This window comes from Aquamicrobium defluvii, from assembly GCF_004363725.1.
Classification (GTDB): Bacteria; Pseudomonadota; Alphaproteobacteria; order Rhizobiales; family Rhizobiaceae; genus Mesorhizobium; species Mesorhizobium defluvii.
Map to the genome: position 1 here is coordinate 80,974 of NZ_SNZF01000017.1, position 12,538 is coordinate 93,511.

At 65.1% G+C, this 12,538-nt stretch carries 13 protein-coding genes; 7 read left to right on the forward strand and 6 right to left on the reverse strand.

Going from position 1 to position 12,538, the window contains the following annotated elements:
- The first annotated feature begins 143 nt into the window (after window positions 1-143).
- Window positions 144-968 carry an esterase-like activity of phytase family protein gene (locus DES43_RS13925; protein WP_342585397.1) on the forward strand — a complete coding sequence of 275 codons (825 nt, stop codon included), beginning with the start codon at window positions 144-146 and terminating at the stop codon, window positions 966-968.
- A 15-nt stretch (window positions 969-983) separates the two neighbouring features.
- Here DES43_RS13925 and DES43_RS13930 read toward each other — a convergent pair whose 3' ends face one another.
- Window positions 984-2,153: an NAD(P)/FAD-dependent oxidoreductase gene (locus tag DES43_RS13930; RefSeq protein WP_035029858.1), complete on the reverse strand. Its 1,170-nt coding sequence runs from the start codon at window positions 2,151-2,153 to the stop codon at window positions 984-986.
- Window positions 2,154-2,250: 97 nt separating this feature from the next.
- Here DES43_RS13930 and DES43_RS13935 point away from each other — a divergent pair, with 97 nt between their 5' ends.
- Both DES43_RS13935 and DES43_RS13940 read left to right on the forward strand, forming a co-directional pair.
- A complete protein-coding gene (locus DES43_RS13935; RefSeq protein WP_035029625.1) occupies window positions 2,251-3,129 on the forward strand; it encodes an HpcH/HpaI aldolase/citrate lyase family protein in 879 nt (292 codons plus the stop codon).
- A 30-nt stretch (window positions 3,130-3,159) separates the two neighbouring features.
- Window positions 3,160-3,369 (forward strand): DUF1737 domain-containing protein, encoded by a 210-nt coding sequence (locus DES43_RS13940; protein ID WP_035029622.1) that lies wholly within the window; start codon window positions 3,160-3,162, stop codon window positions 3,367-3,369.
- A 17-nt stretch (window positions 3,370-3,386) separates the two neighbouring features.
- Here DES43_RS13940 and DES43_RS13945 read toward each other — a convergent pair whose 3' ends face one another.
- The gene (locus tag DES43_RS13945; RefSeq protein WP_035029620.1) at window positions 3,387-3,809 is read right to left on the reverse strand and encodes a metallopeptidase family protein; all 423 of its coding nucleotides are present in this window, start codon (window positions 3,807-3,809) and stop codon (window positions 3,387-3,389) included.
- A 172-nt stretch (window positions 3,810-3,981) separates the two neighbouring features.
- Here DES43_RS13945 and DES43_RS22940 point away from each other — a divergent pair, with 172 nt between their 5' ends.
- The 3 genes from DES43_RS22940 to DES43_RS13955 are packed head-to-tail and all read left to right on the forward strand — an operon-like array spanning window position 3,982 to window position 9,663.
- Entirely contained in the window at window positions 3,982-4,944 is a 963-nt protein-coding gene (locus tag DES43_RS22940; protein WP_035029617.1) for an ImuA family protein, read from the forward strand.
- Window positions 4,886-6,331, forward strand: a complete 1,446-nt coding sequence (locus DES43_RS13950; RefSeq protein WP_035029855.1) for a Y-family DNA polymerase — start codon at window positions 4,886-4,888, stop codon at window positions 6,329-6,331. The genes DES43_RS22940 and DES43_RS13950 overlap by 59 nt, the downstream gene beginning before the upstream one ends.
- A complete protein-coding gene (locus DES43_RS13955; RefSeq protein WP_051520685.1) occupies window positions 6,328-9,663 on the forward strand; it encodes an error-prone DNA polymerase in 3,336 nt (1,111 codons plus the stop codon). Before DES43_RS13950 ends, DES43_RS13955 begins: the two co-directional genes overlap by 4 nt.
- A gap of 18 nt (window positions 9,664-9,681) precedes the next feature.
- On the opposite strand, the gene DES43_RS13960 is transcribed toward DES43_RS13955, so the two are convergent.
- The 4 genes from DES43_RS13960 to DES43_RS13975 all read right to left on the reverse strand — a co-directional run bounded on the left by DES43_RS13960 (window position 9,682) and on the right by DES43_RS13975 (window position 12,261).
- Entirely contained in the window at window positions 9,682-9,915 is a 234-nt protein-coding gene (locus tag DES43_RS13960) for a Trm112 family protein (RefSeq protein WP_245514585.1), read from the reverse strand.
- A 91-nt stretch (window positions 9,916-10,006) separates the two neighbouring features.
- Window positions 10,007-10,678 carry an LON peptidase substrate-binding domain-containing protein gene (locus DES43_RS13965; RefSeq protein WP_035029611.1) on the reverse strand — a complete coding sequence of 224 codons (672 nt, stop codon included), beginning with the start codon at window positions 10,676-10,678 and terminating at the stop codon, window positions 10,007-10,009.
- A 29-nt stretch (window positions 10,679-10,707) separates the two neighbouring features.
- Window positions 10,708-11,676 carry a thioredoxin gene (gene trxA, locus DES43_RS13970; protein ID WP_035029608.1) on the reverse strand — a complete coding sequence of 323 codons (969 nt, stop codon included), beginning with the start codon at window positions 11,674-11,676 and terminating at the stop codon, window positions 10,708-10,710.
- 87 nt (window positions 11,677-11,763) lie between these two features.
- Complete coding sequence (locus tag DES43_RS13975) at window positions 11,764-12,261, reverse strand: prolyl-tRNA synthetase associated domain-containing protein (protein WP_035029605.1); 498 nt, start codon at window positions 12,259-12,261, stop codon at window positions 11,764-11,766.
- A gap of 112 nt (window positions 12,262-12,373) precedes the next feature.
- Here DES43_RS13975 and DES43_RS13980 point away from each other — a divergent pair.
- The coding region (locus DES43_RS13980; protein WP_133675659.1) for a transposase at window positions 12,374-12,538 on the forward strand (165 nt) is incomplete at its 3' end.

Genomic DNA, 12,538 nt, shown 5'->3' on the forward strand with positions numbered 1-12,538 from the left:
TCGCCCTCCTCTTTTCGGTTCCTGCATTTGCCGAAGCGGCGTCCGTTCAGTCCGTCAGCGTATCCTCGCGGCAGATTTCGGGCTTCCATATCGGCCGTGACGAGACGCGCTCCGATCCGCTGGAGTTCGTTGGCGGGCTGGAGATGTCTGCTCCCACGCGCGCCTTCGGCGGCATTTCCGCGATGCGCTTCCTTTCGCCCGGCCGCGATCTCGTGGCGGTGACCGACACCGGCTACTGGCTGTTCGCCAGCATCGCGCGCGACGCGGCGGGAAGGCCGGCAGGGCTGGAACAGGTGCGCATCCAGCCCATGGTCGATGCGGCAGGCAGGATATTTCCCGAAAAGGGGGAGATGGATGCCGAGAGCCTTGCCGTGCGCGATGGCGAGGCCATCGTCGGTTTCGAGCGGCGGCACCGCATCAGCCGGTTCCGCCTGGAGCCGGAGGACATGAAAGGGCCGACAGGGAACATCGATTTCCTTGTGCCCACCTATGAACTTCGTCAGAATCGCGGCTTTGAGACGCTTGCCTTCGCCCCTTCCTCCGGTCCGCTCCGGGGAGCGCTGGTGGCGATCACCGAAAAGAGCCTCGACAGGCAAGGCAACATCTTTGCCGCCGTGACCGACCGGCCGCGGAAAGGCATCTTCACGGTGCGCCGCCATGACGGGTTCGACATCACCGACGGCGCTTTCCTGCCCGATGGCGACCTGCTTCTGCTGGAGCGCAGCTACACCATCATGAGCGGTGTTCGCATGCGGTTGCGGCGCATTGCCGGCGACAGCATCGGCAAGGGCGCGCTGGTCGACGGACCGGTGCTGTTCCAGGCCGACATGGCCTGGCAGATCGACAACATGGAAGCGCTCGATGTGTGGCGGCGCGCAGACGGGGCCACGATGGTTTCCATGATGTCGGACGACAACCAGTCGTTCCTGCAGCGCAATCTCTATCTCGAATTCGTGCTGCACGAGTAGCGCAGCAAAAACCGCTCAGATCACGTTGAGTTCGCGGAAGGGCCGGCCTTCCACGATGCGCCGGTAGGAAAACACCGAGCAGTCAAGCGTGCGGTATTCGCCATGCACGATCAGCTCCGCCAGCGCCTTGCCGACGGCGGGGGCCTGTTGCAGCCCATGGCCGGAAAAGCCGTTGGCGAACAGGAAGTTCGATACTTGCGGATGGGGGCCGATAACCGCGTTCTGGTCGAGCGTGTTGTAGTCGTAATGGCCCACCCAGGCGCGCGTCATCCTGATGGCTTCGAAGGCCGGAATGCGGGTGGCCAGCACCGGCCAGATCTCGTTTTCGAACAGGCTCCACTCGGGCTCGAAATCGGTCGGGTCGGCGGCCTGCTCGCCTCCCTCGTCCTCGGCGCCGCCGGTGATGTAGACCGAGCCTTCCGGGCGCACATAAATGCCGGAGGGATCGACCAGCAGCGGCATGTCGGCATAGTGCTCGCGCGCCTCGAACACGAAGACGTTGCGCTTGCGCGGTTCCACCGGCAGTTCGATGCCGGCAAGTGCGGCCACCTTGCCGGCATTCGGGCCGGCTGCGTTGACCACAAGCCCGGCCTCCAGCCTGTCGCCATTGTCGAGCCCTACCGATTCGATGCGGTCGCCCTGCCGCTCCATGGCGGTGACCGAGGCGGTGACGAAATCGACCTTCATGGTGCGCAGCGCCTTGCGGAAGAGATGCAGATAGGCGTGCGCGTCGAACCAGCCCTCGCCGCTGACGCCATAGGCGCCGCCCGCGATCCCCTCGCCCGACAGCCATGGGAAGCGCCTGACCAGAGCCGCGGCATCTTCAAGAACGATGTCCGCGCCTTCGGCCAGCTGCACCGCATGGTTGGCCTTAAGGACGGGCAGCCCCTCCTCCGGGGCGAGGATCAGGTAGCCGCCTTCGCGGAAGCCGATGTCGGCCTCGTCGCCGAACTCCTCGCTCAGCCGGTGGAACAGGTCGAGTGTGAAGCGCGACAGGCGGATGTTTTCGGCGATCGAGAATTGCTGGCGGATCGAGGCCGCCGACAGCGTCGTGGCGGAACGGGTGAATTGCGGATCGCGCTCGATCAGGGCGAGGGAGCCCGTAAAGCCTTCCTTGCGCAGATAATAGGCGAGCGAAGCGCCCATGATCGCGCCGCCGATGATGACGATGTCGTATTTCGCCATGATGCGATTCCCATTTTTGCCAGTGCCGATCAATGCAGCTTTGGCCATCTGGCGGCAAGCCCTTGCAAGGGCCAGCGCAGCCGGGCAAGAAGACCAGATGACCGAAACGCAAATCCGCCCCCGCCGCTCCGTTCTTTACGTGCCTGCCGTCAACGACAGGGCGCTGGCGAAGATCGGGCAGCTGTCCTGCGATGCGGTCGTCATCGACCTGGAGGATTCGGTTGCCCCATCCGAAAAGGTCGCGGCGCGGCAGAAGCTTGCCGCGATCTTCGCAGCCCGTCCTCAGCGAACCGAGATGGTGGTGCGCATCAATGCGCTGTCGGGCGAATGGGGCGCGGACGATCTTGCCGCGGCGACTGCCTGCAAGCCCGACGCCATACTGCTGCCCAAGGTGGACACGGCGCGCGACGTTCTGGAAGCCGGCGATCTGCTGGACGAGGCCGACGAGGACGCCGCCATCGCCCTGTGGGCGATGGTCGAGACGCCGAGGGGCCTGATGAACAGCGCCGCGATCGCCGAGCTTGGCCGCGACCCTGCCTCGCGCCTTGCCTGTTTCGTGGCCGGCACGAACGATCTCGCCAAGGAGACCGGCGCGCTGCTGACCCCGGACCGGCGCTATTTCCTGCCCTGGCTGATGCAGATGGTGCTGGCGGCACGCGCCGGCGGGCTCGATCTCATCGACGGCGTCTACAACGATTTCCGCGATGCGGAAGGATTTTCGCGCGAATGCGCGGAGGCGGCCAATATGGGCTTCGACGGCAAGACGCTGATCCACCCGGCCCAGATCGAGGTTGCCAATGCCGCCTTTTCGCCGTCCGAAGAGGCGCTTGCGGAAGCGCGCGCCATCGTCGGTGCTTTCGCTCTTGCGGAGAACCGGGACAAGGGCGTGATCGGTCTCGCCGGGCGCATGGTCGAGCGTCTGCATCTGGCGCAGGCTGAAAAACTGCTGGCGAAAGCGGCTGTCATAGGGGCATGATGGGCAGCCCGCTTTTCACAGGATCGACCCATGCGCCTCTATCGCTTCCTCACCGCCGTCGACGACGCCACATTCTGCCACAAGGTGACGGCGGCGCTGAACAAGGGCTGGCACCTCTACGGCTCACCCACCTATGCCTATGACAAGAAGGAAAAGGTCATGCGCTGCGGGCAGGCGGTGGTGAAGGATGTCGAGGGACAGGAATACGTGCCGGGCGAGACGAAGCTCGGCGACTGGTAGGGAGCCCCTTCCCCGCCCTATTCCGCCGACGTCTCGATGCGCTCCATGTCGTCGTCGGAAAGCCCGAAATGGTGGCCGATCTCGTGGATCAGCACATGGGTGACGATGTCACTCAGCGTTTCCTCGTTTTCGGCCCAGTAATCGAGGATGGCGCGGCGGTAGAGGGTGACGCGGTTCGGGCCCTCGCCCGTGGCCGGGTTCCAGCGCTCGGCGATGCCGCGTCCCTCGAACAGGCCGAGCAGGTCGAAAGGCGTTTCGAGAGCGAGGTCGTCCATGATCTCGTCGGTGGGGAATTCCGCCACCTGAATGACGATCTCGCCGGTCAGCGTGCGAAATTCGTCCGGCAGATGCGCATAGGCTTCCAGCGCCAGCATCTCCAGTTCCTCCAGCGAGGGGGAGAGCTCTCCATGCCAGGTGCGGGTCTTGTAGATGCGGGCCATGCTTCGTCCTTCTTTCCCGCGGCATATAGGCTTTTGCGCCCGGCTGGGCAAACGCTGATGCGCGTGGGGGACTTCAAGAGGAATAAATTCTTCTCAATGCATGCTTGACTCTGACCGGCAGCTCTGGAATCCATAGGAACATAACAGGAACAAACAAGAGAGTTTGACCGTCATGGCGAGCTGCGCCGTGGCGCGGGATGCCGTTTTTGCCCTGCGCCGGGAAATCGCGAGGATCGAAGGCACGTTGCCGCAACGGCTGGACACACCGGCCGCAACGGACGACGCCGGCGATGCCGCACGCCTTCGCATCGGCGTTGCAGGTTTCGACAGATTGCTCGGCGGCGGGCTGGCGCGGGCGGCCCTGACCGAGATCCATGGCCATGAAACGCGGGAGTGCGGTGCGGTTTCAGGCTTCGCGCTGGCTCTGGCCGGTTTGCTGCTGGGGCAGGCGAAAGAGCCGGGGCCGGTGTTGTGGGTCGGCATGTCCGAGGTGTTCCGCGAGGCCGGCTTTCCTCACGCCACCGGAGGGCAGGCTTTGTCCGGCATTGCGCCGGAACGGCTTCTGTTCGCCGAAGCCGCAAGGATTGCCGATGTGCTGTGGGTGGCGGAGGAGGCAATCCCCCTGCAACGGCTGGCGGCCGTGGTGGTGGAGGTGCGCGGCAATCCCGACAAGCTCGACCTTACGGCGACGCGCCGCCTGCATCGCCGGGCGCAGGCGGCGGGGCGGCCGGTGCTGCTGCTGCGCCAGGCCGCACAGGCGCAGGCTACCGCGGCACCGGTGCGTCTGGTCGTTTCCCCGGCCCTATCCGCGCCGCGCCGTATCTTCGCGGGCCCGCTCGAAGCCTCTATCGGCCGGCCCGCCTTCACCGTTTCGGTCGACAAATGCCCCGCCGCCTTGCCCGGCCTGTTCACACTGGAGTGGAATCCCGATGAGTGCCTGTTCACTGAAAGAGCAAACCCGGAAATCCGGGCAGCGAATCCTGTCGCTGTGGTTTCCCTATCTGGCGGCCGAACGGATATTGCGCCAGCGGCTGGGCAGATCGTGGCGTTCAGCAAAAAAGGTGCATCCGGCGCTGGTGGTCAGCCTGCATCGCAACAACACGGTGCAGATCGCGGCCCTCGACGCACGGGCTGAGGCGCTTGGCCTGAAGCGCGGCATGGGCCTTGCCGATGCGCGCGCCATGCATCCGTCCCTCGATGTGGTCGAGACGGACCCGGCCGGCGAAGGCCGGCTTCTGGAAGCGCTTGCCGACTGGTGCGACCGCTATACACCGCTGGTGGCGCTGGATGGTGCCGATGGGCTGTTCCTCGACGTGACCGGCTGCACGCAGCTGTTCGGTGGTGAAAAGCCGATGCTGGACACTGTGCTGGCGCAGTTTTCCGCTCAGGGGTTCGACGTGCGCGCCGGCCTTGCGTCGACCGCCGGAGCTGCATGGGCGGCGGCGCGGTTTCGGGGGCGGCTGGCGGTCGCGCCGGGAGCCGAGAGGGAACTGCTCGCGCCGCTGCCGCCGCAGGCGCTGCGGCTGGAAAAGCCGGTTTGCGCGGGGCTCGACAGTGTTGGCCTGCGCAGCGTGGACGAGATCATGGCGGCGCCCCGCGCCCCGCTTGCCCGCCGCTTCGGCCGGGAATTGCTGATACGTCTCGATCAGGCGCTCGGCCGCGTCGACGAGGCGGTCTCGCCGCGCTTGCCGGTGCCGGCGCTTGTGGTGGAGCGGCAACTGGCGGAGCCCGTCGTGCTCACCGAAGACATCGAACGGCTGGTGCACATGCTGGCCACGGCATTGAAAGCCGATCTCGAGCGGCGCGGCGAAGGGGCGAGACGGATGGAGCTCTCCCTGTTCCGGGTCGATGGTGCCGTCAGCCGCATCGCCATTTCCACCTCCCTGGCCCTGCGCGACCCGTGGAAGATCCGGAACCTGTTCCGCGAGAGGCTCGCCGCCATCGTCAGCGACTTCGATGCCGGATATGGGTTCGATCTTGCGCGTCTTGCCGTCTTCTCGACCGGGCCATTCGACGTGCGCCAGAGCGATCTGGCCGGCGAGGCCGGGGCGGAAGAAGACGATCTGGCCCTGTTCGCGGATCGCGTGCGGGCAAGGCTGGGAGCCGGAGCGGTGGTGCAGCCGGTGGCGGTCGAAAGCCATATTCCCGAACGGGCCATCGCCCTGCGGCCGTTCGCGGGAAAGCTGCTGCATGGCGGCGGGCAGCGCGTGCCACAGCCCCTGCTGCCCGAGCGGCCGGTGCGCCTGTTCGGCCGGCCCGAACCGGTCGAGGTGCCGGCCACTGAATTGCCGGAGGGCCCGCCGATGCGGTTCCGCTGGCGGCGCGCCCTGCACAGCGTGGTGCGCGCCGAAGGACCGGAGCGCATCGCCCCCGAATGGTGGCGCAATGGCGAAGAGGCGCCGGAGCGCGATTATTACCGGGTCGAGGACAGCGAAGGCCGCCGCTACTGGCTCTACCGGCTCGGCCATCATGAAGCCGGAAAGCCGCCGCCGCGCTGGTTCATGCACGGGCTGTTCGCATGAACGCTTTTGCTGCCGGAAGCGGCGCGCCCGCCTATATCGAGTTCGGCGTGCAGTCGAATTTCTCGCTGCTGCGCGGCGCCTCGCGGCCGGAAGAGCTCGTCGTGACGGCCTGCGCGCTTGGCCATGCCGGCATGGGGCTGGCCGACCGCAACACCGTGTCGGGCGTGGTGCGGGCCTGGAGCCAGTCGAAGGCGATCCGGTTTTCGGATGAAGGCGAACCGCGGGTCCTGCCCTATCATCCCGGTTGCCGGCTGGCCTTTGCCGACGGCACGCCTGACGTGCTTGCCTACCCGCAGGACCGCAAGGGCTGGGGGCATCTGTGCCGCCTCCTGACGACGGGCAATCTGCGCGAGGAGAGCGAAAAGGGCGCGCCGCTGCTTTATCTGCACGACCTGCTGGAATGGGGCGACAACATCTCGCTCGCCATCCTGCCCGATCCGCTTGGACCCGCCGGCGAAACCCTTACCCTGCTCGCCCGGCTGAAGGAGCGCTTCGGCAGGAGCCTGTGGCTGGCTGTCGCGCCCGACTATCGTGGCAACGACCGCTTCCGGCTGGCGCAGGCGCAAGCCCTTGCCGATGCGGCTGGCCTGCCGCTGATGGCGACCAACGACGTGCTCTATCATGCTGCTGAACGGCGGCCCTTGCAGGACGTGCTCACCGCCATCCGCCTCAGGACGACCGTGGCCGGGGCAGGGTTCGCGCTTGCCGCCAATGCCGAGCGTCACCTCAAGGAGCCGGCCGAAATGGCGCGGCTGTTCAGGGCCCATCCGCAGGCACTGGCCGAGACACAGCGTTTCGCCGCAACGCTGTCCTTCTCGCTTTCCGAATTGCAGCACAACTATCCCGACGAGCCGACGCGCGACGGCGCCACCCCGCAGCAGGAGCTGGAACGGCTGACCTGGGAGGGAGCGGCCCGTTTCTATCCGGAAGGCGTGTCCGCAGACCTGGCCGAACGCATCGAAAAGGAACTGGCGCTGATCGGGAAGATGAAATACGCGCGCTATTTCCTCACCGTGCATGACATCGTCCGGTATGCGCGCAGCCGGGACATATTGTGCCAAGGGCGCGGGTCGGCCGCCAATTCGGTGGTCTGCTATCTGCTTGGCATCACCGCCGTCGCGCCGGAGCAGATCGATTCGCTGTTCGAGCGCTTCATTTCGGAAAAGCGCAACGAGCCGCCCGACATCGACGTCGACTTCGAGCACCAGCGACGCGAAGAGGTCATGGCCTATATCTACGAGAAATATAAGGAAAAGCACACGGCTCTGGCCTGTGCGGTGATCAGTTACCGGGGCCGCTCGGCCCTGCGCGAGGTGGCGAAGGCCATGGGCCTGTCGCAGGATGTGCAGGGCGCCTTGTCCGGTTCGATCTGGGGATGGTGGACTTCGTCCATCGGCTCCGAGCAGGCAAAGGCCGGGGGCCTCGACAAGGAAGACCCGATAACGCGCCATGTGCTGGCCCGCGCCAGCGAGCTGGTGGCGAGCGAATGCCCGCGCCATCTGTCGCAGCATGTCGGCGGCTTCGTCATCACCCGCGACCGGCTCGACGAGATCGTGCCCATCGTCAGGACGGGGATGGAAACCCGCAGGATGGTGGAGTGGAACAAGGACGATCTCGACGCTGTCGGCATATTGAAGGTGGACGTGCTGGCGCTCGGCATGCTGAGCTGCATGAAACGCGCCTTCACTTTGCTGGAGGATCATTACCGGGTGCGCGATGCGCATGGCAGGCCGATTACGCTGGCGACCATGCGCAAGGAAGACCCGCTGGTCTACGACATGATCTGCCGGGCCGACACGCTGGGCGTCTTTCAGGTCGAATCGCGCGCGCAGATGTCGATGCTGCCGCGCCTGAAGCCGCGCTGCTTCTACGATCTCGTCATCGAGGTGGCCATCGTGCGCCCCGGCCCGATACAGGGCGACATGGTACACCCCTTTCTGCGCCGGCGCGAGGGCAAGGAAGATGCCGACTATTACAAACCTGAACTGAAGGAAATTCTCGGCAAGACGCTGGGCGTTCCCCTGTTTCAGGAACAGGCGATGAAGATTGCCATCGTCGCCGGCGGCTTCACGCCGGACGAGGCGGACCTGCTGCGCCGCGCCATGGCGACTTTCAGGCGAACAGGAAAGGTCGGCCTCTATGAGAAGCGCATGATCGACGGCATGGTAGCTAGGGGCTATCCGAAGGAGTTCGCCGAGCGCTGCTTCAAGCAGATCGAGGGTTTCGGCGAATATGGCTTTCCCGAAAGCCATGCCGCGTCCTTCGCCCTGCTGGTCTACGCCTCCTGCTGGTTCAAGGCTTTTTATCCGGACGTTTTCTGCGCGGCAATCCTCAATTCGCAACCCATGGGCTTCTACAAGCCGGCACAGCTCATCCGCGATGCGGCCGAACACGGGGTCGAAATCCGGCCCGTCGACATCAACGCTTCCGGCTGGGAGTGCACACTGGAAAAGGCCGCTTTCGATCCTGCGAGGGTTTCCGGGCGCCATGTCGAAATGCGCCGCACCATCCGCACCATGCATGCGCTGCGCATGGGCTTCAACCAGATCAGGGGATTGGGGAAGGAGCGCATGGAAACCTTCGTTACCCGGCGCGGCGACGGTTATGTTTCGGTGCGCGACGTGTGGCTGCGTTCCGGACTGGATGCGGGCGAGATCGGCAAGCTTGCCGAAGCCGATGCCTTCCGCTCGATCGGGCTCGACCGGCGCGCGGCGCTCTGGGCGGTGCGCGCGCTGGACGCCAGAAGCGCCGTCGAGGCCCTGCCGCTGTTCGACCGGCCGGGGCTCGATCTGCCGGACCGCGAGCCCGTCACCCGCCTTCCGCCGATGCGGCCGGGCGAGCAGGTCGTGCAGGACTATCGCAGTCTCGGCCTGTCGCTGAAGGCGCATCCCGTCAGCTTCCTGCGCGCGCGGCTGAACCGTGCGGGCGTGACGCCGAATGCCCGGCTGGGGGCGCTGTCGGACGGTGCGCGCGTCACCGTATCGGGACTGGTGCTGGTGCGGCAGCGGCCCGGCAAGGGCAACGCCATTTTCCTGACGCTGGAGGATGAGGGCGCGATCGCCAATATCGTCATCTGGAAACGCACTTTCGAACGCTACCGGGCGGCGATCATGGGCGGACGTTTCGTGCGCGTCACCGGCAAGCTGCAATCCGAAGGGGATGTCATCCACATCGTCGCAGAGCGTATCGAGGACCTGTCCTCATGGCTGGGCGTTCTGCTGGCGCCCGAGCCCGAGCCCGAGGCATGGCCGATCGTCCCGGCGGCACGAAACCCGCAGGCGCTGGCCCGCAGCGCGCATTCGGTGATGCCCAAGGGTCGCAATTTTCACTGATATGCCGGCAGCGCGATGTCAGCTTTCCTCGACCAGCGTGCGCGCCTCCGAAGGCAGCATGATGGGAATGCCGTCCCTGACGGGATAGGCGAGCTTCCCCAGCCGCGAGACCAGTTCGCTGCGTTCGGGATCCCATGTCAGCGGGCCCTTGGTGAGCGGGCAGGCCAGCAGCTCCAGCAATTTCACATCCACTTCGGGTCCGGTTGCTCGACGCTCGTCCACCATATGCCACTCTCCCCGAATCTCGCGCATATCCTTCGAAAATGGGAACCGGTTTCGAAGGATATGCGTAGAAACAACAATTTAAAGCGCAAGGAGCGAATCCGAAAGATCGCGATGCACTTTATTGAAGGCTCGTGCCGAAATCGTCATTGTCTCGCGCCAGCGCCATTTCAGTGATGGCGATCAGCGTCTCGGCGCGGGTGCGCAGGTCGGGCGCTTCCAGCAGCGCCTGCTTCTCGGCCGGTCCGTAAGGGGCCATCATCGAAAGCGCATTGACCAGCATGGTGTCGTCGGCGCGGTTCACGCCCTCCCAGTCCGCCTGAAGATCGTTGGCCTGCAGATAGGCGCGGAACACCTTCAGAAGGGCGGGCCGGTCGATGCTTCCGGCTGCGGTGTCGTCCTCGAGATCGGCAAGGAAGGGCGTGACCCTGCATTGCCGGAACGGGGTTTTCACCACCAGCTCCCCGGCAAGCCGGAAACGGCAAACGCCCTGCAACGCTATCAGATAGCGGCCATCGCCGGTCTCGGTCATCGAGGTGATGCGTCCGAAACAGCCGACCTCGCACAGTTCCGGCTGTCCGTCGTTACGCAGGGCTCCGTCGAGGCTCGGCTGGATGAGGCCGATCAGCCGGTTCGAGGCGATGGCGTGGTCCACCATCTGCAAATAACGTGGCTCGAAGATGTTGAGCGGGAGACGGCTGGCCGGCAATAGCAGGGCGCCTTCGAGCGGGAACACGGGAACGGTGTGCGGAAGGTCCGATTCGCGCCGGTAATGTGCGTTTCCTGCCTGCATGCCCTTATCTGCCAATACGTGCCCGTCGTTCAGGAGAACAGCAGCGACGACAGCTTGCGCCGGGCTGCCAGCGTGGCCTCGTCGGCCATGCCCCATGCCTCGAAGAATTGCAGCAGCTGGGCGCGCGCGCCGTCGTCGTTCCAGTTGCGGTCGGCCTTGACGATGGCAAGCAGGTTGTCCGTCGCCTCCATGCGTTCGCCTCTGGCGTTCTGGATCATGGCGAGATCGAAACGGGCCTGATGGTCCGCCGGGTTCTGCTGGAGGCGCTTTTCCAGTTCCGCCGCATCGCCCAGCTCCGCCGCCTGCGCGGCCAGCGACAATCTGGTGCGCACGGCTGCGACTTCCGGTGCATCGCGCCTGTCTTCCGGCACGCCGTCGAGAATGGCTTGCGCGCCCTCATGGTCGCCGGCCTCGAACAGGATATCGGCGAGCCCCGCTGCGGCTGCAATCGAATCTGGGGTCTGTTGCAGGATCGCGCCATAGATATCGGCAGCGGTCTGCATATCGCCCTGTGTCCGCGCTTCGGCGGCCGCGGCCAGCGCCTCTTCCAGCGCGGCCTCGCCGGCATCCTTGCCGCCCAGCCGTGCGATGAATTCGTTGATCTGGCTTTCGGGCACGGCCCCCATGAAGCCGTCGACCGGCTGGCCGTCCCTGAAGGCAATGACCGCCGGAATGGACTGGATGCCAAGCTGGCCCGCAATGGCCGGATGCTCGTCGATGTTCATCTTGACCATCTTGACCCGGCCGCCGGCCGCCTGGACCGCCTTCTCCAGAACGGGGCCGAGCTGGCGGCAGGGACCACACCACGGTGCCCAGAAATCGACCAGCACAGGCTGATTGCGCGATTCCTGGATCACGTCGGCAGTGAAGCTCGCCGTCGTGGTGTCCTTGACGAGATCGGCCGGTGAGGCGGAATTGAGCCCTGTGCCGCCAGCATCCCCGAACTGGACGGTGGTTGCGTACTGGCTGCCCGAGCCGAACGGATTGCTGTCGCTCATAAGTCTCTTCCCAGAATGTGTTGCCGTGGCTGAAGCGGGTTCAGCCCTCGTTTGCGTGCTCGAGCCGCATGGCCTTCAATGTGGCGATCAGGCCGCGACTTTCAAGATAACAGGAACGTGCCCCGTTGCCTCGATGAATCTGAGCAGGTCCGCCGACCGCATCGAGGTGGTGGCCTCGTTGGTGAGGGGATGGGCATTGATGATGTCGTTCTCCATCAATCCCGCATCGAGGACAACCTTCACCCTGCATTGCGTGTCGTTGATGAGGCCAAGCACGGTCACGGCGCCCGGAATGACGCCGAGCAGTTCCATCAGCATTTCCGGCTTTCCGAACGACACCCGGCCTGCGGCGCCGATAAGGTGGTGGATCTGCTTCAGGTCCACCTCGGCGTCCTCCTCCACCGTGACAAGAAAGAAATTGTCCTTCCTGTCCTTCAGGAAAAGGTTCCTGGTGTGGGCCCCGGCGATGGCGCCGCGCAGCGCCTGCGAATCGGCCACGGTGAACAGCGGCGGATGGCGCGTGGTCGAGGATTCGATGCCGAGGCCGGCCAGAAACGCAAACAGATCATCCCCTGTCTTCGGCATATGTCTCTCTTCATGTGTCGATGTCGATATGGTCTAGGTTGGGGACTTAATCAAATTATTGTCAAGATTGGCTGATTCGGTTCGGTAGTGGTCCGGGGGCATGGAGGAAGCCATGCACGATCACTTCTGGCTGTCTAATGAAGCCTGGGCGGTGTTGGAGCCGCATCTGCCGAAGAACCAGTCCGGCAAGCCCCGCGTCGATGACCGGCGCGTTATCAGCGGTATCCTGCACATCTTGAAAACCGGTGGGCGATGGCGCGACGTACCGCCCGAATAC

Bases quoted from the DNA above. Each gene is read 5' to 3' on its own strand.
- DES43_RS13925 (WP_342585397.1), top strand. From the start codon at position 144: ATGTCTGCTCCCACGCGCGCCTTCGGCGGCATTTCCGCGATGCGCTTC.
- DES43_RS13930 (WP_035029858.1), bottom strand. From the start codon at position 2,153: ATGGCGAAATACGACATCGTCATCATCGGCGGCGCGATCATGGGCGCT.
- DES43_RS13935 (WP_035029625.1), top strand. From the start codon at position 2,251: ATGACCGAAACGCAAATCCGCCCCCGCCGCTCCGTTCTTTACGTGCCT.
- DES43_RS13940 (WP_035029622.1), top strand. From the start codon at position 3,160: ATGCGCCTCTATCGCTTCCTCACCGCCGTCGACGACGCCACATTCTGC.
- DES43_RS13945 (WP_035029620.1), bottom strand. From the start codon at position 3,809: ATGGCCCGCATCTACAAGACCCGCACCTGGCATGGAGAGCTCTCCCCC.
- DES43_RS22940 (WP_035029617.1), top strand. From the start codon at position 3,982: ATGGCGAGCTGCGCCGTGGCGCGGGATGCCGTTTTTGCCCTGCGCCGG.
- DES43_RS13955 (WP_051520685.1), top strand. From the start codon at position 6,328: ATGAACGCTTTTGCTGCCGGAAGCGGCGCGCCCGCCTATATCGAGTTC.
- DES43_RS13960 (WP_245514585.1), bottom strand. From the start codon at position 9,915: ATGCGCGAGATTCGGGGAGAGTGGCATATGGTGGACGAGCGTCGAGCA.
- DES43_RS13965 (WP_035029611.1), bottom strand. From the start codon at position 10,678: ATGCAGGCAGGAAACGCACATTACCGGCGCGAATCGGACCTTCCGCAC.
- trxA (WP_035029608.1), bottom strand. From the start codon at position 11,676: ATGAGCGACAGCAATCCGTTCGGCTCGGGCAGCCAGTACGCAACCACC.
- DES43_RS13975 (WP_035029605.1), bottom strand. From the start codon at position 12,261: ATGCCGAAGACAGGGGATGATCTGTTTGCGTTTCTGGCCGGCCTCGGC.